Origin of the sequence: Longibacter sp., from assembly GCF_051155795.1 — a bacterium.
Classification (GTDB): Bacteria; Bacteroidota; Rhodothermia; order Rhodothermales; family Salinibacteraceae; genus Longibacter.
The window spans coordinates 17,215-40,018 of sequence record NZ_DAXETW010000146.1; the positions used below are offsets into that span (position 1 = coordinate 17,215).

General features: G+C 62.8%; 22 protein-coding genes. 10 read left to right on the plus strand and 12 right to left on the minus strand.

All coding sequences use genetic code 11. The features are described 5' to 3' along the window. Positions 1-254: 254 nt before the first annotated feature. On the minus strand, positions 255-1,361 hold the full coding sequence (gene dusB, locus ACFCU0_RS14020; RefSeq protein ID WP_434974305.1) for a tRNA dihydrouridine synthase DusB: 1,107 nt from the start codon (positions 1,359-1,361) through the stop codon (positions 255-257). 217 nt (positions 1,362-1,578) lie between these two features. Here dusB and ACFCU0_RS14025 point away from each other — a divergent pair, with 217 nt between their 5' ends. Both ACFCU0_RS14025 and ACFCU0_RS14030 read left to right on the plus strand, forming a co-directional pair. Next, complete coding sequence (locus ACFCU0_RS14025; protein ID WP_434974306.1) at positions 1,579-1,884, plus strand: PLD nuclease N-terminal domain-containing protein; 306 nt, start codon at positions 1,579-1,581, stop codon at positions 1,882-1,884. A 6-nt stretch (positions 1,885-1,890) separates the two neighbouring features. After that, positions 1,891-2,646, plus strand: coding sequence for a hypothetical protein (locus ACFCU0_RS14030; RefSeq protein WP_434974307.1), 756 nt, complete (start codon positions 1,891-1,893; stop codon positions 2,644-2,646). A gap of 13 nt (positions 2,647-2,659) precedes the next feature. Here ACFCU0_RS14030 and ACFCU0_RS14035 read toward each other — a convergent pair whose 3' ends face one another. Together ACFCU0_RS14035 and ACFCU0_RS14040 are read right to left on the minus strand one after the other, a co-directional pair. Next, a complete protein-coding gene (locus tag ACFCU0_RS14035; protein WP_434974308.1) occupies positions 2,660-4,399 on the minus strand; it encodes a M56 family metallopeptidase in 1,740 nt (579 codons plus the stop codon). Next, positions 4,380-4,781, minus strand: coding sequence for a BlaI/MecI/CopY family transcriptional regulator (locus ACFCU0_RS14040; RefSeq protein ID WP_434974309.1), 402 nt, complete (start codon positions 4,779-4,781; stop codon positions 4,380-4,382). Before ACFCU0_RS14040 ends, ACFCU0_RS14035 begins: the two co-directional genes overlap by 20 nt. A gap of 253 nt (positions 4,782-5,034) precedes the next feature. Here ACFCU0_RS14040 and ACFCU0_RS14045 point away from each other — a divergent pair, with 253 nt between their 5' ends. The 3 genes from ACFCU0_RS14045 to crcB all read left to right on the plus strand — a co-directional run bounded on the left by ACFCU0_RS14045 (position 5,035) and on the right by crcB (position 6,908). After that, a complete protein-coding gene (locus ACFCU0_RS14045; RefSeq protein WP_434974310.1) occupies positions 5,035-5,424 on the plus strand; it encodes a hypothetical protein in 390 nt (129 codons plus the stop codon). 268 nt (positions 5,425-5,692) lie between these two features. Next, positions 5,693-6,439 (plus strand): DUF1223 domain-containing protein, encoded by a 747-nt coding sequence (locus tag ACFCU0_RS14050; protein WP_434974311.1) that lies wholly within the window; start codon positions 5,693-5,695, stop codon positions 6,437-6,439. 73 nt (positions 6,440-6,512) lie between these two features. Further along, positions 6,513-6,908, plus strand: coding sequence for a fluoride efflux transporter CrcB (gene crcB / locus ACFCU0_RS14055; protein ID WP_434974312.1), 396 nt, complete (start codon positions 6,513-6,515; stop codon positions 6,906-6,908). On the opposite strand, the gene ACFCU0_RS14060 is transcribed toward crcB, so the two are convergent. The 3 genes from ACFCU0_RS14060 to ACFCU0_RS14070 all read right to left on the minus strand — a co-directional run bounded on the left by ACFCU0_RS14060 (position 6,892) and on the right by ACFCU0_RS14070 (position 11,025). Then, complete coding sequence (locus ACFCU0_RS14060; protein ID WP_434974313.1) at positions 6,892-7,797, minus strand: hypothetical protein; 906 nt, start codon at positions 7,795-7,797, stop codon at positions 6,892-6,894. The genes crcB and ACFCU0_RS14060 overlap by 17 nt on opposite strands. 79 nt (positions 7,798-7,876) lie before the next feature. After that, positions 7,877-8,476, minus strand: coding sequence for a hypothetical protein (locus tag ACFCU0_RS14065; protein WP_434974314.1), 600 nt, complete (start codon positions 8,474-8,476; stop codon positions 7,877-7,879). Positions 8,477-8,661: 185 nt separating this feature from the next. Further along, a complete protein-coding gene (locus tag ACFCU0_RS14070) occupies positions 8,662-11,025 on the minus strand; it encodes an ATP-dependent helicase (RefSeq protein ID WP_434974315.1) in 2,364 nt (787 codons plus the stop codon). A gap of 467 nt (positions 11,026-11,492) precedes the next feature. Between ACFCU0_RS14070 and ACFCU0_RS14075 the strand changes: the two genes are divergently transcribed. Both ACFCU0_RS14075 and ACFCU0_RS14080 read left to right on the plus strand, forming a co-directional pair. Then, positions 11,493-13,487 carry a M1 family metallopeptidase gene (locus ACFCU0_RS14075; protein ID WP_434974316.1) on the plus strand — a complete coding sequence of 665 codons (1,995 nt, stop codon included), beginning with the start codon at positions 11,493-11,495 and terminating at the stop codon, positions 13,485-13,487. A gap of 565 nt (positions 13,488-14,052) precedes the next feature. After that, positions 14,053-14,733: a Crp/Fnr family transcriptional regulator gene (locus ACFCU0_RS14080; RefSeq protein WP_434974317.1), complete on the plus strand. Its 681-nt coding sequence runs from the start codon at positions 14,053-14,055 to the stop codon at positions 14,731-14,733. A gap of 15 nt (positions 14,734-14,748) precedes the next feature. Here the strand turns inward: ACFCU0_RS14080 and ACFCU0_RS14085 are convergent, their stop codons facing one another. The 6 genes from ACFCU0_RS14085 to ACFCU0_RS14110 all read right to left on the minus strand — a co-directional run bounded on the left by ACFCU0_RS14085 (position 14,749) and on the right by ACFCU0_RS14110 (position 21,134). Beyond that, the gene (locus ACFCU0_RS14085; protein WP_434974318.1) at positions 14,749-15,534 is read right to left on the minus strand and encodes a hypothetical protein; all 786 of its coding nucleotides are present in this window, start codon (positions 15,532-15,534) and stop codon (positions 14,749-14,751) included. A gap of 70 nt (positions 15,535-15,604) precedes the next feature. After that, positions 15,605-16,285 (minus strand): ABC transporter ATP-binding protein, encoded by a 681-nt coding sequence (locus ACFCU0_RS14090; protein ID WP_434974319.1) that lies wholly within the window; start codon positions 16,283-16,285, stop codon positions 15,605-15,607. A 10-nt stretch (positions 16,286-16,295) separates the two neighbouring features. Further along, positions 16,296-17,684, minus strand: a complete 1,389-nt coding sequence (locus ACFCU0_RS14095; protein ID WP_434974320.1) for a NosD domain-containing protein — start codon at positions 17,682-17,684, stop codon at positions 16,296-16,298. Positions 17,685-17,885: 201 nt separating this feature from the next. Then, complete coding sequence (locus ACFCU0_RS14100) at positions 17,886-18,527, minus strand: hypothetical protein (RefSeq protein ID WP_434974321.1); 642 nt, start codon at positions 18,525-18,527, stop codon at positions 17,886-17,888. A 183-nt stretch (positions 18,528-18,710) separates the two neighbouring features. After that, positions 18,711-20,558: a Sec-dependent nitrous-oxide reductase gene (gene nosZ, locus ACFCU0_RS14105; RefSeq protein ID WP_434974322.1), complete on the minus strand. Its 1,848-nt coding sequence runs from the start codon at positions 20,556-20,558 to the stop codon at positions 18,711-18,713. A 60-nt stretch (positions 20,559-20,618) separates the two neighbouring features. After that, on the minus strand, positions 20,619-21,134 hold the full coding sequence (locus ACFCU0_RS14110; RefSeq protein ID WP_434974323.1) for a plastocyanin/azurin family copper-binding protein: 516 nt from the start codon (positions 21,132-21,134) through the stop codon (positions 20,619-20,621). Positions 21,135-21,395: 261 nt separating this feature from the next. Between ACFCU0_RS14110 and ACFCU0_RS14115 the strand changes: the two genes are divergently transcribed. From ACFCU0_RS14115 to ACFCU0_RS14125, 3 genes are all read left to right on the plus strand, one after another. Next, positions 21,396-22,046 (plus strand): helix-turn-helix transcriptional regulator, encoded by a 651-nt coding sequence (locus ACFCU0_RS14115; protein ID WP_434974324.1) that lies wholly within the window; start codon positions 21,396-21,398, stop codon positions 22,044-22,046. A gap of 56 nt (positions 22,047-22,102) precedes the next feature. Beyond that, a complete protein-coding gene (locus tag ACFCU0_RS14120) occupies positions 22,103-22,549 on the plus strand; it encodes a group III truncated hemoglobin (RefSeq protein ID WP_434974325.1) in 447 nt (148 codons plus the stop codon). A gap of 67 nt (positions 22,550-22,616) precedes the next feature. Next, positions 22,617-22,804: indolepyruvate ferredoxin oxidoreductase subunit alpha (locus ACFCU0_RS14125; RefSeq protein ID WP_434974326.1), on the plus strand; the 188-nt coding region annotated here is incomplete at its 3' end.

The window sequence follows — 22,804 nt, forward strand, 5'->3', positions numbered from 1 at the left end:
TCATCAACACAGAAAACGAAGGGGTTCGGCTGCGCGTTGTGACAACGTGAATTGAGCCTCCGTACCGCTTGGTTCGCCCGCCCCGTTACGATCGTGTTGGGGTCGAAAACGGCCCGCCCGGCATGTATCCAGACGTGAACCGACCGTAACCGGAGGAACCAACGTCATAGACATCCACGATGGAATGACCTGCCCCTCTGTCGGACGTCGGAACCCCGGCGGCCATCAGTCGGACGTCGGAAACCCGGCGGCCATCAGTCGGACGTCGGAAGCCCGGCGGCAGCGGCATCGACCTTCGTTGATGCGGGCGCTCCGTCTCCGGAGGGCAGGGACGCCTTCTTCGTTTTCGTTGGACGGTCCGGCAGACGAGCAGCCGGGATCTGAATGTCCGGTGCGTCCGGTTTGAAGTTCAACATGACGTCGAGCACGCCCTCCTTCGATTCCGGCTGCATGAGCTGGTGACGCAGCTTCGACGCGTTGCGGAAGCCTTTGAAGTATCCGCTGTAGTTCTTACGCATCTCGAGGACGCCGGTCCGCTCGCCCAGCCACTCGCACTTCATGGAGAGATGCTCGGCCACCACCTGGACGCGCTCCTCCCAGGACGGCGGCGGCGGGATGTCCCCCGTTTCCATGTAGACCCTTGCATCGCGGAATATCCACGGGTTCCCGATCGCTCCTCTCCCGATCATGACGGCATCGACGCCGGTTTCATCGAACATCTTATCGATCCGCTCCGGGTCAAGTCCATCCCCGTTTCCGACGAGAGGGATGTCGCGCACCCCCTCTTCCTTGATTTTGCGCAGCCACTTCCAGCGTGCCTCTCCCTTGTACTGTTGCTCCCGCGTGCGCGCGTGAACGGTTAGCGCGGCAATGCCCACGTCTTCGAGCATGCGCGCGACGTCGACGATCTGAATCGAGTCCTCATCCCAGCCGAGGCGCGTCTTGACCGTCACGGGCCGACTGGCCTCCTCGATCACCGCCTCGGTGATTTTCTCCATCTTTGGCACGCACCGAAGGATGCCCGCGCCTCCGTCCTTCGACACGACCTTCCGGACCGGGCATCCGAAGTTGATGTCGATCACGTCCGGGTTGACCGCGTCCACCATGGGTGTGGCGCGCCGGACCTCGTCGATCTCGCCGCCCCACACCTGAATGCCGATCGGTCGCTCCTCATTGAAAATCTCAAGCTTCTGATGCGAGCCCTCTACGTCGTGGAGCAAACCGGACGACGAGACGAACTCGGTGTACAGCATATCCGCACCGTAGCGCTTGCAGAGAATACGGAACGGCGGATCACTCACGTCCTCCATCGGCGCGAGGAAAAGCGGGCGGTCGCCAAATTCGAGATCTCCGATACGCATGAACCAGACGCGGCAGCCTATGACACGATATGTTGACGATGGACAGGAGATGCGAACCCATTCTCTTTTTCCCCTGTTCCGTCGAACGGATTCGATCGCCGCTCGACATCGAGCCGTCGTTCCCCTTATCTTCGCTTGTCGGCTGTATCAATCTAACAGCGCGCGGCGTCCTTATGGTGTCTTCGACGACGTTTTCTCCACAACCCTGGCTGGATCCATGTCTACTCCTTCGACCGATTCTCTTTCCTTCCTCGATCGCCTCGCGCGTATCCCCGCGGCCCTCTGGGTACTGCTGGGCATCGGTACCATGGTGCTTTCCGGCTGCGGAATGAACCTCGTCGATCGCATCCAACAGCCGCAATGGGGCATCTGCGGAACGCTCGTCATCGTGCTGGACATCGTGGCCCTCGTTGACCTGATCGGCGATCGGGGGCGGAGCGCGGCGAACAAAATCATCTGGTCGCTCGTGATCATCTTCATGCCCATCGTTGGCGTCCTGTTGTACTTCTTCATCGGTCGATAGCGCACCGTGCTACTGCGAAACGTCACCAGCCGGACGGTCTGCGGCCTGATTCTGGTACTGCTCCTCAGCGGGTGCGCCGGGAGTTCGCCGCCGGCCGACCGGGCGGATCTGAAGGAGCAGTATCGGGCCGCCATTGAGGATGCGGAAACGGCCGAGCCGTCCGAGATCTCCAGGTCGCTCGCCCCCGTCACGCCGTACAACACGACCCTTCAGCGCCGTCCCTCCCCCGTCGACGGCGAGCCGGCCCATGTACGCGTTGTCACATGGACGGACGCGTTCGGCACATCCGCCGCCGGGGACAGCCTGACGACGAAGTCCGTCATCTGGGTCACCCTCGTGCCGACGCTGCGCGCCTTCTGCCGATATGAATCGCTCAGCGGTCCGGCGCTGGACGTTCGGCTCGCCCAGCGGCTTGGTCTCCCGCCCGACGAGGCCTATCCGCGCTTCGTTGAGCTTTGGGTACGCCCTGCCGACCTCCGGCGGCCATGCCCGGATCCGGAAATCACGGATCGGGAATGCGAGCTCGAACCGCCGCGACCCTCCGACACGGTTCGGATCGACTCCGCCCATACCGCCTGGATGGAGCGGACGCGGACGGAGTCGTACACACCGGCCGGATATCCGTGGACGCGCCTCGGCTACACATATGACTGGAACCCGGCCACGGGAGAAGTCGGTCTGAGCGAATACATTGTCCGGGAGGAAGCAACCGTCGCCGTCCATTCGATCGCTTCGACCGACGCCTACTGCAGGAAGCCGTAACGGCCAGGATCCGTCAGTCCTGATCGCCAGGTTCATTTTTCCGCTCTTCAAGCTCACGTGCCATTGCGTCGGCCTGTCGCTCCATTGCCTCCGCCTGCTTTCGGAGGCGGTCTGCCTGTCGACGGAGGAGGTCCGCCTGACGCTCCGCATCGCCAGCCGCGAGCGAATCCCCTAGCTGCCGAAGTCGAAAGATCATGGCCGACCCCGGGCCGATCGAGTCGCTGAAGGTGTAGGAGAACGAGCGGAGACTGTCCACGTCCATGGGGCGAGCGCCAGGCAGGCTATCGATGTTCGGGAAGATCATCGACCGGCGGAGACGCTCCGCAAGACGATCCGGGTCCACGATTTCCCCGTCGAACCGGAACGCAAGGCTGTCACCATGGAACGGGAAGGCCTTCCGCAGGAGAGAATCAACCTCACCGGGCCATGTCGTATCCTCCCGGATCACAAGCCGCTCGACGCGACCGGTCGACCCATTCCGTATGATGATGGAGTCGCGAATGACGGTCCCCGAGCGCGATGTATCCCCGTCGCCGTGCGGGATGACGATTGTTCGCGTTTCGACGTCCCGCTCCACGTGCCGGTCGGCAGCGGCCCCGTTAGACGAACAGGCTGCAGCGAACAGCGGCACGACCAGCACCGTCAGGATCGCGGCGATAATCGTCGTGCGAGGAACGGGGTCACCTCGATGTGCGGTCACAAGGCGGCGGATCCGCTGGAGCAAAACCCCGTCACTGGCAGCCGGCGTTAGCGCGATGCCCCGAGCCGGCCGAACGGACGCCGCCTGCTCCGCCACGCGGGTCAGCGCCTGCGCGTACGTGACCGGTGCCACGCCGGCGTCTACGACGCGATCATCGACCACGTGCTCTCGCTCACGGCGGATCTGCCGCGTCAACCACCAGACGCCCGGGTGAAAGAACAGCAGCGTCTCCGCAATCGCCTGAACCCAGCCGACCATAACGTCGTGCCGACGAACATGCGATACCTCGTGCACGAGCAACGCTTCAAGTTCCTTTTCCGGGCATTCTCTGCAGAGCGATGCTGGAAGGATCACCATCGGTCGCCACCACCCGCACAGGATCGGTGTATCGATGCGTGACGAGCACCTCACCTGCGCGGACCGTGCGCTTCCGGCTCGCTCGTGTGCACGGCGAACAAGCCCGGCCGCCTCGCGATCGAGCGGTCGAGATGACGCTCGCAGTCGTCGGATCCACCAGATGCCTCCAAGCAGCCGGAACGCAAGAAGGGATACACCCAGCAGCCAGAATCCGACCCACACCGGGGCGACACGCTCAACTGCTCGGCGCCATTCGGACAGCTGTTGACCCGGCAGAATGGATGACAACGCGGGGAGAAAGCCGGTACTCGCCTCAACGTCCGCTTCCGTCGCCGGAGCGGATGCTACCGGTGCCTCCGGCATGGCCGGTATGGCGGGAGGCGCAGTCATGGGCGCAGGCATGGAAGAAACCGCAACCGGGCCGGGAGGCGCAGTCGACCCCTCCGCGGGTCCGCCACGCGATGAGAGCAAAGGAACGAGCAGCAGGGTCAGGAGAGCCGTCACGGAAACGAGGTACCGCCAGACCGGTCGCGCCTGTTGCAGAATGGCGAGCAGGAGGACCGCCACCGCGGCAATAACCGCTCCCTGCCAGAAGGCGGCAAGAAGCCAGTCACCCACCACCGCAGATCCATCCAGCCAGAACGGGTACATAGAAATAGAGTCGAGAAACATCGCATCACGGATCATCGGGTCCATCGTCAAAGTCGTCGGATTGAACGGAATCAAGGAGGTCGCGAATGGCCCCGATTTCTTCGTCGGATACGCTATCGCCGGCGATAGCATGCGCTACCAGGCGACGAGCGGATCCCCCGAAGGCGCGGTCCAGCAAATCATCAACGAGCCGCTTTTCGGTCGAGGCCGCTTGCACGGCCGCCGCATACACGTGTGCACGACTCGATTCGTCGCGCGTCACCAGTCCCTTGTCTCGCATGATCTGGAGTTGCTTCAGAACGGTGGTGTAGCCGGCATCGTCAATGTGAGCGAGGACTTCACGAACCGTCGACGGTCCCTCACGCCAGAGCACACGCAGGATCGACAGCTCGGCATCGGTGGGAAGAGGAGCGTCTCGGTCGGACATCGGAGCAGAGGATGTGGAAAGTACGATGGCTTTCGTATAATACTACGAATGTCTTCGTATGTCAAGGGGCGCGTGATTTTTCCGAAACGCGGGCCAGACACACCCCGATGAGCGACGGTGCGTAGCCACGGCTCCCCCACACCGCTTGCATTGATCTATCGGAAGTGCCACGTTATACGGTGGTCTTGCCGGGCGCCCGCATCCCGGCTGCCCCGACGCTCCCACTCGATCCACGTTTACAACAGGTCTCCCGATGGACACCATTCTGCGCATCGCCCTGACGCCCGCCGACACCGCCAAGGCGACGCCCCTGGAGCTGCTGGAAGACTTCGCCGATGCCACACCTGGATGGCACTATCTGGAGGACGAGTCCCAGCACTACGCTTCCGAAAAGGGAGTCGACGCGTGTATTCTCCGGCGACAGCGAGGCGGGCAGCCCCGGTATGTCGACATGGCCTTTTCCGCCACCGACCCCGACCACCCCTACCAGCTCGAATTGATGCTGGTAGATGCTCCAGACGCCGAACATCAGCTCGCTCCGGACGAACGCCAGCAGGTCGGACGGACGTTCGTCGCCGCTATGCGCGACTATCTTGATGATCGCCCCGGGCATGCGACATTGAAGATCAAAGCAGACGAATAACCCGGCATCGGACGCTCCGTGACGACCGTGTTCTGCGCTGCCAACCCCTTATAAAACATGAAATCGAGGCCAGATCGATCGTAATCACATATTCGTGACCTGAAACCGACCGATAACGGGGCTGGTGCTTCTTGATTTCTTGACATTGCGGCCACCTGACGGTATTCATGGGCCAACCGTCCGTGATCCGCTTTGGTGAACGGTGAGTCTTCCCCCGGCGCGTTGCCAGGCGGCACCACACTTTTCCAGCTCGCACGGGTGCTGACCCATGCTCCGCGATCACGTCCTTCCCGCTTCCGTCGTGGGATTCCTTCTCCTCTGCGGCCTTCTCGTCCTTGCCACGCGTCCCGCCCCTCCGGAAGCGAACGCCGTCGAGAGCTCGGCGGTGGCCGTCGTGGAACTGTTCTCGTCCGACACGTGCTTGACCTGCACCCCGGCCGACTCTCTCCTCGGACACCTTCTGGACGAGGCAAGGCGGCACGACCGCGCCGTCTACGCCCTCGACTTTCACGTCGACTACAAGCAGGCGTCTGACGCAACACAACGAGAGGCGCAGCGTCGCTTCGTCGAGCGCCAGCGAGCATATGCCCGGCACCTCGGCGACCATGTTTACACCCCGCAAATGGTCGTCAACGGAACCCATGCTTTCGTCGGCTCCGACGACTACCGCGCCCGGCGCAGCATCGGGGCCGTTCTCCGACAGCAGGCGCCCGTGCAGTTGGACGCGCGTGCCACGCTTCGGTCCGACCGCTCCATCCTGGTCGATGTCGGCGCAGCGGGAACGCATGCCGATGCCAGCCTGAACGTGGCGCTGCTCGCGGATGCCCCTGGCTCGGCTTCCAGCCATCATCGTAATCAGGTCCGATCGTTTGCCACCGTACCCCTCGAGGAAGAGATGGTGGTGCGGCTGGATGTTCCGGACGGGCTGAGCCTGTCCGAGGCTCGGGTGATCGTCTACGCCCAGGATGCCACTACGCTGGCCGTCATTGGAGCAACTCGAGCGGCAATCGAGTAGAGGCACGCGGTTGGGACCGCGCCTCGTCGGGCATCCCAACCCTCCGCCTCCTTCTGAATGGACCTTCTCACCCGTGCGTTCTCTCCTTTTGATCGCCGCCGGCGGCGCGCTCGGCGCCCTTATGCGTCATGGCGTATCGGCCCTCGTCTACCGGTTCGTCGCTCCGTCCTTCCCCTGGGGCACCCTTGCCGCCAACCTCGCAGGCTGTTTCATGATCGGAGCGCTGTGGTCGGTCTCCGAGCAGGTTTCGTTCCCGCCGGGACTGGGGGTCTTCCTCTTCACCGGCATGATCGGTGCCTTCACGACGTTCAGCACCTATGCACTGGAGAGCCTGCAGCTGATGAATCGCGGGAACGTCCCGGCCGGCCTCGCCAACATCGCCGGCAGCACACTGGCCGGACTCTTCCTGGTGGCCGTCGGCATGCACGTCGGCCGATGGGTCCTGGAGACGCTCACGGCAACCGCGTAGTGCGTTGCGCCGACGAGCGGCCCACGGCATCGTAGATGATAGCCACACTGGCGGAGAAGCGGACCCCGTCTCCCGCCCGTCCCGTCACATCCATGAGGGCGGGCGTGATAACGACGGGAAGCCGAGAGATCGGAGTGATCGACAGTCCGAGGCTGAGGTCCTGTCCCGTCCAGTTCGCGATGGCATGAACGGGCCGAACGACCTGAAGGGCGAGACTTCCGAACACGCCGACTCCGTTCTCGCGCCGCAGAAACGAAGGTTCATCTTGAAACCGATCCCCTCCTACGCCCAGGCTGGCGACCACGACGCCGAAGGGCGTCCACGGACCGCCCCGGTGCAGTCGGGTCGACGTGCTCACGACAGCATACGGGCTGCTGCCGCCGTCCGTCCCATCGGTGTGCCAGACGTTCTCCCACCCGACCGCGATCGACGACGACGCGAGCAGGTGCCGGTGAAGCTTGAGGCTGACGGCGCGATCCTGCGCGAAGTCGGTGTACGTGTCCAGGATGTTGAGCGTCACGTCCAGCCCGATCCACCTCGACGGATCTCCGAGTCCCGCGCCCATCGTGACCACGCCGTCGGTCCACGACGCATAACGGATCCGGTCCTGCACGGACGCTCCGGCGTAAAACTGTCCCCACCGGGCGCCGTAGGCCGTCGGCGTGTTGATCGTCGTGCCCGGAAGAACGGCGATAGGGGCAGGGAGCGTGATGCCCTTCTGCACGCCGGGGGGAGCGAGCCGGTACGCATCCCGGAGCGCCTCCACGGTGTCCCGCGGTTCGGCATCGGCCGAAGCATCCGCGGCGTGCGGATCGGAAACGTTCTGGGCCATGCCGGACGACGGCACGCATGCAACGGCCGTGATGAGGCACAAAAGTAGGTAGCGCATCAGAACGACGCGAGGAGCGGGGGAGAAAAGCGAAACCAGACGACCGATACCTGCGGGCGTGGCCAGACCCACCGTCGGGCTACGGCGTCGCGGTTGCGTCGAGAAGGGAGCCCAATACGTCGCGGACGACGACAAATACGTCCGGCGGGTCGAGCAGAACGGAGGCCGGCGCGGCATCCACGAGGTCGTTGAAGGCCGTTACGGCTGTCATCAGGTCGGGTGCTTCGACCGTCTGCCCGTCAAGGAGCCCGGCCACTGCCGCCGCCAGGCCCGAGGCATGCGCTTCGGACACGCCGTGCGCCTGTAGTTCGCTAGACACGGCACCCATCACCTCCGCTTCCGGATTCGGCTCAAGGAGGAGATTCCGAAGGGCCGGCGCGAGCGTCGTCGGCGCAACGTGCATAGACGCCGAGGCCGTCAGCAGCGAGCCGGATTGAAGCTGCTGCACGAGCGATGCGGCGACGGCATTCACGCGTTGCTGCACAGCGTCCGACGCAAACGACGCCTGTGCCAGGCGAGACGACTGGGACAAGGCGCCCGCGACATCGCTTCCGGACACGTCGCTTCCGCTTCCGCCGGTATCCGACCCGGACTGTCCCGACGCGGGAAGAATGCTGAGAGAGAGGGCAACGACGAACGTGGCGAGAATGCGAAGGACGGGCTGCAGCCGGATGGACATGGCGGTACGGGCATCGGTCGGACGGTCGCTGGACGCAAAAGACTCCGCAGCAGCCGCAGCCGGCACGGAGTATTGCGTCATCAAGAATACGCGGGGACTCGCCGTTACCGCACCCGGTACGGAGCACGTCGACAGAACTTTCGGCGCAATCCTGCCCGGGTTCTGCCCTACCGGCCGGGAGGAGCTTACCCGATGATGCGCAGTCGCGCGTACTTCAGCTTCAGCTTCTTATTTCCGATCCCGGAGCCGAAGAACACAACGGCTGTCGCCTTGTCCCCTTTCCCCTCCACGTCCTGCACCTTGCCCTCCCCAAACTTCGAGTGCTCGACCCGGACGCCCGGGACGATTTCCCCCTGCCCCTCGTCGTACACCACACGGCGCCCGTCCGACGACGACTGCTCGATCCGCTTCAGTTTCCGCTTCTTACCACGGGAGGCGGAGGACGACGAGCCGTCGCGCAGATTCTGGCGGTAGTAGTGCGGGTCGACGCCGTCGTACTGCGATGTTGACGTGTCGCCGTCACCGCTCGAAGAGAATCGGTTTTTCTTCTGCTCGAGCTCTCCCCCACCTCCCGTACGCACGACGTCGGAATCGATTTCGTCCAGGAACCGGCTTCGCGGCTTCGTCTCCCGATCGCCGTAGCGGTACCGGCTGCGTGCCCAGCTCAGGAAGAGGTACTCCTCCGCCCGCGTGGCGCCAACGTAGAACAGGCGGCGTTCCTCCTCCAGGTCCTGCTTCTCCTTGGCGGCCATCTCCAGCGGGAATAGCCCTTCTTCCATTCCGGCCACGAACACCACCGGAAATTCCAGCCCTTTCGACGCGTGCAGCGTCATGAGCGTCACCTGATCGGTGTCCTCCTCCTCGTCCTGGCTCGTCATCAGGGCGATTTCCTGCAGAAATACGTTGAGGGAGGGATCGTCACTCGACGCCACGAAGTCGGCGATACCGCTGACGAGGTCCTGCACGTTCTCCCAGCGCATCAGATTCTCGCGCGTGTGATCCTTGCGCAGTTCGCTGAGGAGCCCGGCGTCCCGGATGATCTCCTGCGCCAGCTCGTCCGCCGGCATGCTATCGGCCTTCGACGCGTACTTCGCAATCAGAAAACGGAACGACTCCACCGCGTTTTTCGCCCGCGTCGACAGCGTGTCGATGTCCTCCACGCGCTCGATCGCCTGCCAAAGCGTGAACCCATGCTTGTTGGCAAAATTCTGCAGACGCTCCTGGGTCTTCTTGCCGATACCGCGCGTCGGGTAGTTGATGACGCGCTGGATGTTGGCGGTGTCGTTCGGGTTGACGACGAGCCGAAGGTAGGCCAGCGCATCCTTGATCTCTTTCCGCTGGTAAAACGGCGTTCCGCCGATGACCTGATAGGGGATGTTCTCCTTCCGCAGGGCCTCCTCGATCGGCCGGCTCTGCGCGTTCGTGCGGTACAAAACCGCGAAGTCGCCGTAGGTCAGGCCCTCACGCACGTGCAGGTCTCGAATCCGGCGCTCGATCTTCTTGGCCTCGTCCTTTTCGGATAGCGCCTCCATCAGCGCGACGTATTCCCCGTCATCGTTCTCCGTCCAGAGGTCCTTGTCGAGCTGGTCGTCGTTTTGCTTGATGATGGAATCGGCAAGCGCCAGGATGCGACCGGTGGAGCGGTAGTTCTGCTCCAGACGAACGGTCGTTGCCTCCGGGAAGTCTTTCTCGAACGAAAGGATGTTCGTGATGTCGGCCCCGCGGAAGGCATAAATGCTCTGCGCATCGTCCCCGACGACGCACAGGTTTTCGTGGGCATCCGCCAGGTTTCGCGCCAGCATGTACTGGGCGTGATTCGTGTCCTGGTACTCGTCGATATGGACGTACTGCCAGCGATCCTGGTACTTCTGGAGAACATCCGGGTGCTCGTCGAACAGCTCGAGCGGCCGAAGAAGCAGATCGTCGAAATCCATGGCGTTGGACTTGCGTAACGCCGTCTCGTACGCCGGATAGATCTTCGCCGCCGCCTCCTGGGCACGCCCGCGGGCCACGCTTTCGTATTTCTCGGGCGAAACCATCCGGTTCTTCGCGTCCGAGATCAGGTTCTGGATGCCGCGGGGCGACACGTCGTCCGTGCTGATGTTGAGGCGGTTCATCTGCTGCTTGATGATCCGCTTTGAGTCGTCGGTGTCGTAGATGGAGAAGTCGCGCGAGTAGCCGATCTTCTCCCCGTCAATCCGAAGAACGCGTGCGAAAGAGGAATGGAAGGTGCCGACCCACATCCCCTTCGTCCGGTCACCGACAAGTTTCTGCACCCGGTCCTGCATCTCACGCGCCGCCTTGTTCGTGAAGGTCAGCGCGATGATCTCGTGCGGCTCCGCCCGACCGGTTGCCAGCAGGTACGCGATGCGGTGCGTCAGCGTACGGGTTTTGCCGCTTCCCGGGCCCGCAATGATCATGACCGGCCCGTCCGTGGCCTTCACGGCCTCCTGCTGCCGTTCGTTGAGCCCACCAAGAATTCGCTTCTCGGCGTCCGGATCCGGTTCAATGGACGTAGGCTCTTCTCTCTGGATCGGGATCTGACGCATAGAACGAACGAAGACTCTCGGGGAAATTCCGGGACGGGACGAAGCGAATCAGCAGGTCCGTGAGACGGCTTGCGCGTTCGCCGTATATCCGTACGAGATCAGCAGGTCGCCGTTCACGAAAGACGCGGGAAACAACCGAAAGACGCGGGAAACAACGCGAAATATCCGGGTCGCCCAAACTGCCTGACGGCCGGCACCGCGGGTCTGCCCGCCCGGGCGCCCCTGACATTATACGCACATATGATACGCATATCTGCAGAAAGGGACAACTTGCGTTCGTGGTCAAATACGATCGACATGCAACCATTTGGGAGGGTCGATATTTAATGATGCGACCTGATATGACAAGTGCTCGCAACCGGGTCTGTGCGGTCCCGTAGGGGCCTGAACACCCAGCTGCGCACCCGGGTCATGCTGGTCATGATGCATCGCGGCTCCCGATTCTGTTGATCCACTCCTCCTCTCCTATGATTTCCCGCGTCAAAGCTCTTCTCGTAGCGATCCTACTTCTGCTCGGCGTAATGCCGCTGGCGGCGGCCGCCCAGTATGCGCCGTCGAACGATGCAGCGAGCCTGAACCAGTCGTCGTTCACGCCGATCGATTTTCCCGACCCGGATGTTTACCGCGCCAGCGACGGTCGGCCCGGGACGGAGTACTGGCAGAACGAGGCCGACTACACGATCGACGTCTCCCTCAACCCGGAGACTCATCGCGTATCTGGACGTGAGACCATCACCTACACCAACCATTCGCCGCACGACCTGACGCACCTCTGGGTCCACCTCGAGCAGAACCTCTTCCACCCGGACAGCCGGGGCGCGCGTATTACTCCACCGGACGCTCGCTTTAGCGGTGCGTTCGAGGACGGAGGCTACGAACTATCGAACATTCAGGTTACGCGCGGCTCGGAATCACGGAGCGCGGACGTTCGGATCGACGGGACGCGCATGCGGGTTATGCTCGATGAGCCGCTCGCAGCCAATGGCGGAACCCTGGAGCTGTCGATGGACTTTTCCTTCGTGCAGCCGAAGTATGGCGCCGACCGGCACGGCCGCCTCGACGTGGAGAGTGGTACCGTTTACGAGTTCGCCCAGTGGTACCCGCGCATGGCTGTCTACGACGACGTCCACGGGTGGAACACCCTGCCGTACCTCGGGCAGGGTGAGTTCTACCTGGAGTACGGAGACGTCGACGTGAGCATCACCGTGCCACGCGACTACGTGGTCACGGCCAGCGGCGAGTTGCAGAATCCCGGCGACGTCCTCACGTCCACCCAGCGACAGCGTCTGGAAACCGCTCGCTCCAGCGACGAAACCGTCCACATCATCACCGAGGACGAGGCCGGGACGACCGCCACCCGACCGCAGGGGTCCGGCACGCTGACCTGGCAGTACCGCGCCGAGAACGTACGGGACGTCGCATGGGCCGCATCCGACGCCTTTATCTGGGACGCGGCACGTGCTAAGACCGGGGAAAGCGACGTGCTTGCAATGTCGCTCTACCCGCGTGAAGGGATCGGGACCGAAGCGAATCCCGGCTGGGAGCGCTCGACCGAGTACGTGAAGCATTCCGTCGAGCATTACTCGGACAAGTGGACGCCGTACCCGTATCCAGTCGCCATCAACGTAGCGGGCGTCGTTGGCGGAATGGAGTATCCGCAGATCATGTTTTGCTCGGTGGATGCGCGGGGGCGGGGTCTCTTCGGCGTGACGGACCACGAATTCGGACACACCTGGTTTCCGATGGTCGTCGGTTCGGACGAGCGCCGACACGTCTGGATGGACGAAGGTCTGAACTCGTTCATGAATGTGTATTCGAGAGTCGAATTCTACGACGGCGACATCCGCACGGAGATGCAGCGCCTCGCCCGGATCGTGACCGCATCCATGAACGGCATCGGCGGACAGCAACCGTCGACCACCCACGCCGACCACATCCGGCGCAACGCACTCGGCTTTCTCGCCTACCGCAAGCCGGCGGCAGGACTGGTCCTGCTTCGGGAGTGGATCATCGGTCCGGAGGCCTTCGACACGGCGTTCGAGGCGTACATCGACCGATGGGCCTATCGCCACCCGCAGCCGTCGGACTTTTTCCGCACGATCGAGAATGAAACGGGCATGGACCTCGACTACTTCGTCCGCAGCTGGTTCTACGAGACGGATACACTCGACTTCGGCGTGGTCGGCGCCTCACCCGCAGAAAACGGTCGAGCGATCGTGAAGGTAGAAAGCCTCGGTGAGATGATGATGCCCATGCCGGTACAGATCACGTTCGATGACGGCACGACCGAGACGCGTCGCGTGCCGGCACAGGCCTTCGTGACAGGCGACGTGCACACGCTCGCCGTCGAATCGGAGTCGCCGATCGCCGAGATCGTGATCGACGCCCATCGGATTCTCCCAGACGTGAACCGCAGCAACAACACCTGGCGCGCCGATGATGCCGGATCGTCCGGGCAGTGATGGTAGATGGTCGGTCCGTAGCGAGCGCCGCGGCAACGCATTCAGTGGGATGGGTCTCCGACACACGTCGGGGACCTATTTTTTCCGAGCAACGGTCGGCTCGCGTGGACGATTCCAGGAATCTCTTAGCACCGGGACCGAGTACACCCCACACATTTGTATCGGATGCGTTACTAAACTCGGCACGAAACCTTGCACACCCTATGGCGAATGGGCCTTACGGGCACCGTAGATCGTCAGCCCATGCGTGTGATACGCGCGTACGTCGTTCCCGCATGTGTGTCGAGGACATCCCAAGCAGTCTGATCGCTTTCGGTTGCGACGGACCGGCATGTTGCCACGGCCGCCTTGTCGCACACGACGACAACGCGTTCTCCCCGATCCAAGCGTTCGACCGCCGCACCCACCACGGCCGAAAGACGACCCGGGCGGACCATGCGCACGTCTAACACGACAGGCACGGGAGACGGCATTAGGACGCGCCGAGATGGTCGTGATGAAGAACGACGAAGCGATAAACCGCTGCGCTCGCTTTCTCGATGGACATCAACGACACACCATGGAGATGTCTCAAGACATAGTCGATGCGATGAACGAGCATCCGTTCTTCCAGACACTCGATGACGAAGAGCGGGATGATATTCTCTCGTTGGGCCGCATCCGCACGGCACCCCGTGGCACGATACTGTTTCACTCGGGCGATCCCCATCGCGGCTTCTATCTTGTCCTGGACGGGACCGTGCAGATTTACCGTCTGAATGAGAAAGGGCGCATGCTCGTCCTGCATGTGGTAGAAAGGGGGGAATCGTTCGCGGAGGTGCCACTGTTCGACGACGATGCGCCTGATACCTATCCCGCCACGGCGGAAACGCTCGACGAAAGCCGCCTGCTGTTTCTTCCGAAGTCAGCGTTTCTCGCGTTCATCAATCGCCATCCTCGGCTTTGCTTCGGAATGCTGAAGGAGGTCTCGCGTCGCCTTCGCGAAAACGTACTCCATCTCGACGATCTCACGCTTCATGACGTGAAGGAACGCCTCGGCCGGTACCTCTGGGAGGCGTCCGACGACCACCGGTCGGTCCGGCTCTCCGTCCCGAAGTCGGTTCTGGCTGCGGAGCTCGGGACGGTCCCCGAAACTCTTTCGCGTGCCCTGCGCGACCTGGAGGATGAGGGCGTGATCCTCCGTCACCGCGATCGTATCGACCTTACCGATCCCGCGAGCCTCTCCGGGATGGGCGCCGAGGACTGACCCTCGTCGCGCCCATTACCCGTTTGCCGCCCCCGGCTCGAGGGCCTTCTGCGCAATCCAGATGGCGCCGATCGTCCAGGTCACGGTCAGCACCGCCACCCAGGCGGGCGTCCAGGCGAGCATCTGAGCGACGATTTCGCTGCTTCCGGGCGCCGTGAACGACACGTCCTGCAGGGCCATCATGCCCGCCAGGCGGACCGCATCGGCCGGGTTGAGCAGCAGCAGTCCTACCCAGGCCGCCGGCCAGGCCCGTACCGCTTCGAAGCCGGAGAGGGTGAAGGCCGCCAGGTCGTATAGGACGAGGCTCCCGAACCAGACGCAGAGGGCCGCCACGAGTCCGCGCGTCCGCCGGGACGTCAGCGCTCCGATCGCCAGTCCGGTGCTGCTCCAGATGAGGGTGAGCGAAACGCCCAGTGCCCAGAGTACAACGACAGGTCGCCCCGTCGTAACCCGCAGAATCACGGGCAGGAGCGCGAGGGTGAGAACCGCCGTGAGAGCCCCGGCGAGGGTTAGCAGCTTCCCGCGGACAAATACGTCGTACGAAAGAGGGTGACTGAAAAGCAGGTCGTGCTCCTCCATCTCCTCCTGGGCGGCGTGCACGCCGACGAGGATGCCGAAGAGCGGTATCACGTACAGGAACAGAAGCAGCATTCCGAAGGACGCCGGTGCCGACGCGTCCGTCGTGGCGACGACGGCCGCGCTCCCTCCCATCAGGAGCAGGGCGAAGACCTGAAGGTACCGGTTGTGGAGCATCGTCGCGACGTCGCGCCGGACGACCGCTTTGAACGCTGTGGAAACCATGTGATCGGAAGCGCGGGTAGAGGAATCTGGCGGGAAGCGGCCCTCCTGCGACTGCAGGTGAGGCGGTCGATCAGAGTTTGGTCTTGCTGCGCGCGATCGGATCGCTGACCGGAGCCGCGTCGGGTTCATGCGCGTCGATCGAAGCGTCCGCGCACTGCAGGTGCTTCGTCGCGATATTCTGCCACCCCTCGGGATGATGCGTCGCAAGAAGAACGGATGCACCCGCATCGGCCCGTTCCTGCAACCGGTCGCGTAGATACTCGCGCCACGTCCGGTCGAGGCTGCGTCCTGGCTCGTCGAGTAGCAGCACGGGGACGTTGCTAAGCTGGACGACCGCGAGTCCGAGCCGTTGACGCATGCCTCCAGACAGCGCACCACACGGGCGGTCGGCGGCGTCGCCCAGGCCCACATCACCCAGGAGTGCGTCGATCGGCGGATCGGAGCGCCCCCGGAGCCCGGCGTAGAACCGGAGCACCCGTCGAGGCGTCAGCGCCTCGTGGAAGCGCACATCCTGCGGGAGAAACGCCAGCACCTCCCGCGCGTCGGTCTCGGCGCCCCATACATCTACCCCGTCGACGCGCACGCGTCCGGCCGCCGGCTTCATTCGGCCGGCGATAACCCGCAGCATGGAGGTTTTCCCGGCTCCGTTGGGCCCGGTCAGGAGCGCCACGGTCCCTGGGTCGACGGTGAACGACACGTCGTCCAGCACCATGTCTTCGTATGTAACCGTTATGTCGGCAACGTCAATCATGCGTGCAGGATCATGCGTTCGGGCGTCGGATGAGGATGAGGGCCGCGGCCAGTCCGCCCATCACGAGGGCCAGCCATCCCGGCATCCCCGTCTGTCCGTTGCCTCTCGGCCGCATCAGCGGGTGCGGATCGAGAATCTGAGGCACACCGGGAAGCGGCGCCCGACGAAGCGCAAAGGACAGGGTCTGCACTCCGGGGCTCGACGCCAACAGACCTGCGTAGGGGAAGTCCGTCGACCCCGTCCCCAGGACATCGACGACGCGCCGCGGCATCTCGCTGATACCGTCGGCGTTCACATCGAGCAGGCCGCGCGTCCCCCAGAAGTTTCCGACGCCGTCGATCGACCAGCTGTTCGTCGCACTGACGCCGGAGAGCTGGGCCGTCTGCAGGTTGGCCTGCACGACGTTGCGGCTGAAGCTGTTGTCCGTGGAGCTGCCCGTGAGCCGCATCCCGCGAAAGTTGGATCGCACGGTGTTTCCCCGGAACGTATTCGCACTGCTGTTCTCCAGGTAGAGCCCGGTCATGTTCCCCTCCAGCCGGTTGTTCGTAAACGTGGACTGATCAACAGACTGCAGCAGTAGACCGTAGCCGTTCTTCGTTCGGTTGTCCCGGAAGTCGTTGTTTCGCACGTCAATCCGCGCCGAGTACATCAGCGCCGACCCGGAGACGTTTTGAGCAAAGACATTCTCGGAGAAGTGATTGTCGTCCGAGTACATGAAGTGCAGGCCGTAGCGCACGTGCTCGATCCTGTTGTGCGCCGTATGCGTATCATCGGAATGGGAGAAGTAAATCCCGTCGCGCGTGCGGCGGACTGTGTTGTGCGTGAGCCTGCTGTGGAGCGCGTTCCACAGGTGAATCCCGTTCCCGCGCTGCGCCGACACGAGCGGCACCTCGCAGGATCCCCCCGTCGGCGGTACCGAACAGTCGTCGTACCGAGCGGCTTCATCGTGCGTGACGTGCCGAGACGCGATCGGAGGCCCCTGGATGCGGTTCTGAGTGATGATGGTCCGATCCTTTCCCTTCACATAGATGCCGTGCAGGACGTCGGCCAATCGATTCTCTCGAAGCGTCGCGCGGTGGCCTTTCACCATGACCCCTGCGTGATCCTGCTCGAGCTTCGTCCCCGAGCCCGTAACTCGAAAACCATCGAGGGTGACGTCATCCGCCGTGATGGTAACCACGTGCGCCTGCTCATCCCCTTTCAGATGCGCCCCGTTCGTCCCCACAAGCGCAATCGGCTGATCGATCACGAGCGGTCCGTGGTGCGTTCCGCCGTCGACGACCACCGTGTCCCCGGGCGTCGCGTGATCGATCCGGGCCTGCAGCGTCGGCTGGGCGAGGCTGTAGCACGGGACAAGGCCGAGCAGAACCGCGGCGGTAAGTGCCCAGAAAAGCCTCATTTTCGTTGGTTCGTTGTTGCGTTTGGGCGTTGATGCGTTTGGGCGTTTGCTCGTTGGATCGTTGGCGAATTGGGGACAAGCGATTGAGAATTGGGAATGACCGATCGCTGAACCGTGAACCCTGAATCTTGACCCCTGAACCTTCACCGATACCCGCACGGTGTTCTGTCGAGCGGGAGCGTTCGCCGCCGGGAGAGCGGGTCAGGCTGTTGCTTTCTCCTTCGCATCCGCTGTCGCGCGGACGCCCATCCAGATGGCGGTGCCGAAGCACAGGGCAGCCCCGAGCAGGAGGGCCGAGCCTTCTCTCGGAAAACTGTACTGCGTGAAGTTCGCGATCTGTTTCCATCCGATGAGCACCGGCGTGAAGGGGTCGATGTCCATCGGCGCCGTCGGGTCCAGGTTGTGGGCGTACGTGTACAGCTGGTGGTAGAACCGCCACATCGAAAACGCCCCGAAGTAGACGAACAGCACCAGCGTGTCGACGGCCGACTTCACCGTCCCGAAGAACGCAGAGCGCAGGGACAGCAGGGCAAAACCGCCGAGGAAAAAGGGGATGAACGTCATCTCCGGAAAGTCCTCTTCCTCGATCGGCGCCATGCCGATGTAGTGGTTCAAGGTGTTGATCTCATCGAGATCCTGCCCGCTGCTTCCCGCATCGAGCGTGTAGCTGTGGATGTAGAGATCGAGACCCTCCGGATATTGCGGCGCCTCCAGATGAATCTGCCACAGCGGTAGAAAGATCGCTACAATCAGCAGTACCGCACTTGCGACCATCAGCAAGCGGCCCGACCCGGGAATGGGTCGATCCGTGATTTCAGGAATGCGGTCGAGCAAGTTGGACATCGCTTCGTGGAGACGGGTATACGTTTCGACGTGCCGGTATCGGAGGTGCAACAGGCAATCGTGCCAAAGGTGAAGGCACGGACGTACAGCGGGAGAGCCGCAAGCATCCGCCCGCAGCCCCCCGCCGCACGCCCCCTTCATACATTGACACGTTCACACTTTCACGCATTCACAGGTTCAAACCTACTGCGGTACGACTTCGAGGTATCCCTGCATCTCCTGGTGGAGGGCAGAGCAAAAGTTGGTGCAGTAGAACGGGTAGACGCCGGACCTGTCGGCCTCAATCGTGAACGTCTTCGTCTCGCCGGGCGACACGATCGCATTCATGTTGTGCTCGGCGATGCCCAGGCCGTGGATCATGTCCGACACCTGCTCGATGTTTGTCAGGTGGAACGTGACCTCATCGCCCTGCTGCACCTCGATCTTGTCCGGATAGTACTGGCTGCGCTTGGCGATCATGTGGACGGTGACCTGATCGCCGCTCCGCGTCACACCGGTGTTCTTGGTGTCCCAGCGTGCTTCGGGATGATCGTTGTTTTCTTTCTGGTACACCTCGATCGGGTCGATCACATCCGCTGGAACAGCCTGCGCAAAGTGAGGCTCCGGCGGCGTATAGTCCTCCTCGATCATGGACATTTCCTCACCCGAGATATCGATCAGTTGGCTCGTCTCCGGCATTTCCGGGCCGACGGACAGGCCACGGTCTTTCTTCAGCTTGTTCATGGCCACGAGCCATTCGCCATACGGCTCCTTGGTGTCACTGCCCGGGATGAGGAGGTGACCGATGTTGTACTGGACACCAATTTTGTCCTTGACCGCCTGGGTCATGTCCTGCTTCGTCTCGTCATCCCACGGCGGCAGGGACCATTTCGCCACGGCCGACTCGATGAAGAGCGATGTGTAGGCATTGCCCTCGCCGTCGTACTGCGTGTGTAGCGGGCCCTGCCCCACCGGGACCTCCCCCTCGACGACCGCATCGTAATTCACCACGGGCACGCCGCGGAATTCGCCCTGGAAATTTTCGTTCTCCACCGCCGTGGTAAACTGTTCAAAGTCGAAGACGGTGGTCGTCGGCTGCAGCTTGCCGGAGGCCACAATCCAGCGGCCGGACGGCGACGCGTCGATGCCGTGGGGCGACTTGCTTACCGGCACGAAGTACATCACGCCCTCATGCTCAGCCGGGTCGATGAGCGGAACCCCGTTTTGGGTGTCGATATCTTGATTCGCCACCACCTCGGCGGCGCGCTCCCAGTTCACGAACGCTGCGTAGTCGCGGTCGCGCTGGCTCGCGTTGATCTCGAGCGAGTCGTGCGCCATCTCGGTGTTGTACGACGTCCAGAAGGCCCAGCCGTCGCTCGGGCCTTTCCCGGTGGAACCGAGGTCCCAGTTGAACGGCGGCGTCTTGACCTGCCAGCCGACGGACATCTCACCGGTTTCCTGATCGACTTTCAGGCCGCTGACAATGCCGTTGAAGTTCTCCTCGTACGTCTCGATCGGCGCGTGGCGGCCCTTCGGAAGAGGCACCGAAAAGCGGGTGGCCACCAGCAGGTACTCCGTGTTCGGCGTCACGAATGAGGAGCCGTGGTTGCCCATCGAGTTCGGAATGGGCCCCAGGATCTGCTTCGTCTTGAAGTCGCGCAGGCTGATGCGGGCGACCCGGTTGTTGGCGTTGTCGTTCACGAAGAGCCAGCGGCCGTCGTATGTACCGTCCGTCTTCGAGAGGCCGGGATGGTGCACGTCCCCCCACTTGTAGTCCCCCATCATCTCCTTCGACTTCTTGTCGAAGCCGTAGCCGTGCCCTGGCGACGGAGTGAAGACCGGGACGGTCTGAATTTCACGGAGGGACGGTAATCCCGCAACGAAAACCTGACCGGAGTGCCCGCCGGAGTAGAAGAGATAGTAGTCGTCTTTTTCCCCGGGAGGCACATAGGAGGCCGGGGCACCGCCGTCCCCGGACGAGGAGGACGAATCGCCGCATCCCATCAGACCGATGGAAACGAACAGCAGAAGAACGTACTTAAGATATCTCATGACGTCGAAGAAACGTTGGATAAACGCAGGATAGAGTCGGAGAAACGAAGAGTCCCTGGATCAGGCGGGAGAGTCTGTCACGCGCATCGTTCCGGTCATCGTGGCCCAGTGTCCCGGGAAGGTGCAGACATACCCGTACTCGCCCGTCTCCTCCGGGGCGGTAAATACCACTTCGACTTTCTCTCCCGGCTGCGACATCGGCGTGTATGCGAGGATGGCCTCGTCATCGGGCACATACGCATTTGCCGAGCCCGCCGTCATGCCACCCTCCCCGATCCGCTGAAATACATCGCGAGACGGCGGCTCATTCAGCACCACGACGTTGTGCTGCATCGACGGGGCCGTCGCGGTGTTGTCGAACACAAGGCGAATCGTCTCTCCCGGTGCGACGCTGAATTCGGTCTCGGCATATCGCATCTGATTGCCTTCCGGCGTAATCGTCACCGTCCGGTCGACCGACGTCGATGCCGTCTCCGACTCGGAGGAGGCGCTCGCCGACGAACCGGTGTCGTCCCCGGATCCGCCGCACCCGATCAGGGCGATGGACATAACAAATACGAGCAAGAGGTTGCGCATGGCGATTCGGCACTGAGAGAAGTCAAGACGGAGAGTCGGCACTGCTATCGCCAACGTATCGGCGCCCGACGCCCATGTCTTTGACTTAGATCAAACACGACACCCCTTCACACGACCTTCGCTATGCCAATTCATCGTCATTATATAAACGGTTTTTACCGTGTTTAATAGAATGGGGTCGCACCGATGGGTCATGATCTCCCCTGCAAAACCCATCCTGCGCGACCCGACCATCTCGTTCCCCTGTTTCGCGACCGACTCATGCTCGATTGGATTGCATCGGACTCCCGCCGTGCGCTTCTCCTTGCGATAAAGCGCGCCGGGGCTCTGTCTGTCGACGATGCGGGCACGGCGATCGACCGCTCGACGTCCACGGTGCGCGAGCACCTCGCCGAGCTGCGAGATCGAGGGATGGTCGAACGAGTCGCCGACGCACCGAGTGGACGCGGGCGTCCCCGGCATCGGTATCGGCTCACGCCCGAGGGCGAAGCCCTCTTTCCAGGGCGTGATCGTGAACTTGCCGGCCGTCTCATCGCATTCCTGCTTGAACGCGGTAAGACCGACCTGCTCGAGGATTTCTTCAACCGGTTCTGGGCCGAGCGCACCGAGCGCGTAATACAGCGATTCGAAGCATCCGACGCCTCCGATCGTGCCGGACGGCTCCGCGTCCTCAAGCAAATCCTGGACGAAGAGGGATTCATGCCGGACATCGACGCGTGCGACGGCGCCGTCGTCATTCGCGAGTGCAACTGTCCGTTTCCAGAGGCGGTCAAGCAGACGAGGTTACCGTGTCGGCTGGAGGCAGCGTTCCTTGAGTCCGCTCTGGAGACCGCCCTGGAGCGGGTGGAATACATTCCGGATGGCCACGACGCCTGCACGTACACCTTCGCCGACCAGGCTGCCTACGCGTAGCGGCTTCGCTCAGACCCTGGACGGGCCCGCCTCCTTCCAACCGACGCTCATCGCCCATGCCACCGGCTTCCCCCTCCCGCGCTACGTCAGACGCATCCGAAGACCGCAATCCGGAGGACATCCAGGGACGCGAGGACGTCAAGACGATTGTGACCGCGTTTTACTCGAACATCGCAACCGATCCGGTCCTCGGGCGGTTTTTCAACGACGTCGACCTTGACGCGCACATCCCGACGCTCGTCGACTTCTGGTCCTCCGTGCTCTTCCACACCGGTACGTATCGCGGCCGACCCTTCGAGCCGCATGCGGCCCTCGACGGCCTGGAGGCACGCCACTTCCGGCGGTGGCTGGACCGGTTTACGTCGGTGGTCGAGTCGCGCTACGCCGGGCCCCGCGCCGATGAAATGCTCGCACGTGCCCGGCAGATCGCGACCGTCTTCCAGACGAAGCTTGACTGCATCGACGAAGCAGACATCGATCGCCGCTTCCCGGACGCAGCCTGATCGGGGATAGCTGGAATCGATACGTTACCCCTTCATACTCGACCCCATCTTCAACCCTCACCTCGCCATGCCATACGTCGTCACCGAACCGTGCATCAACTGCAAGTACACCGACTGTGTTGAAGTCTGCCCGGTCGATTGCTTCTACGAGGGTCCCAACTTTCTCGCCATTCAACCGGACGAGTGCATCGACTGCAATGCCTGCGTGCCGGTTTGTCCTGTGGAAGCCATTTACCCGGACGACGAAGTCCCCGA

Excerpts from the sequence above, each read along its gene's own strand:
- ACFCU0_RS14025 (WP_434974306.1), top strand. The coding sequence starts at position 1,579 with ATGTCTACTCCTTCGACCGATTCTCTTTCCTTCCTCGATCGCCTCGCG.
- ACFCU0_RS14060 (WP_434974313.1), bottom strand. The coding sequence starts at position 7,797 with ATGCGCTACCTACTTTTGTGCCTCATCACGGCCGTTGCATGCGTGCCG.
- ACFCU0_RS14045 (WP_434974310.1), top strand. The coding sequence starts at position 5,035 with ATGGACACCATTCTGCGCATCGCCCTGACGCCCGCCGACACCGCCAAG.
- ACFCU0_RS14110 (WP_434974323.1), bottom strand. The coding sequence starts at position 21,134 with ATGCGCAACCTCTTGCTCGTATTTGTTATGTCCATCGCCCTGATCGGG.
- ACFCU0_RS14100 (WP_434974321.1), bottom strand. The coding sequence starts at position 18,527 with ATGTCCAACTTGCTCGACCGCATTCCTGAAATCACGGATCGACCCATT.
- ACFCU0_RS14040 (WP_434974309.1), bottom strand. The coding sequence starts at position 4,781 with ATGTCCGACCGAGACGCTCCTCTTCCCACCGATGCCGAGCTGTCGATC.
- nosZ (WP_434974322.1), bottom strand. The coding sequence starts at position 20,558 with ATGAGATATCTTAAGTACGTTCTTCTGCTGTTCGTTTCCATCGGTCTG.
- ACFCU0_RS14095 (WP_434974320.1), bottom strand. The coding sequence starts at position 17,684 with ATGAGGCTTTTCTGGGCACTTACCGCCGCGGTTCTGCTCGGCCTTGTC.
- ACFCU0_RS14115 (WP_434974324.1), top strand. The coding sequence starts at position 21,396 with ATGCTCGATTGGATTGCATCGGACTCCCGCCGTGCGCTTCTCCTTGCG.
- ACFCU0_RS14080 (WP_434974317.1), top strand. The coding sequence starts at position 14,053 with ATGTCTCAAGACATAGTCGATGCGATGAACGAGCATCCGTTCTTCCAG.
- ACFCU0_RS14065 (WP_434974314.1), bottom strand. The coding sequence starts at position 8,476 with ATGTCCATCCGGCTGCAGCCCGTCCTTCGCATTCTCGCCACGTTCGTC.
- ACFCU0_RS14070 (WP_434974315.1), bottom strand. The coding sequence starts at position 11,025 with ATGCGTCAGATCCCGATCCAGAGAGAAGAGCCTACGTCCATTGAACCG.
- dusB (WP_434974305.1), bottom strand. The coding sequence starts at position 1,361 with ATGCGTATCGGAGATCTCGAATTTGGCGACCGCCCGCTTTTCCTCGCG.
- ACFCU0_RS14085 (WP_434974318.1), bottom strand. The coding sequence starts at position 15,534 with ATGGTTTCCACAGCGTTCAAAGCGGTCGTCCGGCGCGACGTCGCGACG.
- ACFCU0_RS14035 (WP_434974308.1), bottom strand. The coding sequence starts at position 4,399 with ATGGACCCGATGATCCGTGATGCGATGTTTCTCGACTCTATTTCTATG.
- ACFCU0_RS14050 (WP_434974311.1), top strand. The coding sequence starts at position 5,693 with ATGCTCCGCGATCACGTCCTTCCCGCTTCCGTCGTGGGATTCCTTCTC.
- ACFCU0_RS14075 (WP_434974316.1), top strand. The coding sequence starts at position 11,493 with ATGATTTCCCGCGTCAAAGCTCTTCTCGTAGCGATCCTACTTCTGCTC.
- ACFCU0_RS14120 (WP_434974325.1), top strand. The coding sequence starts at position 22,103 with ATGCCACCGGCTTCCCCCTCCCGCGCTACGTCAGACGCATCCGAAGAC.
- ACFCU0_RS14090 (WP_434974319.1), bottom strand. The coding sequence starts at position 16,285 with ATGATTGACGTTGCCGACATAACGGTTACATACGAAGACATGGTGCTG.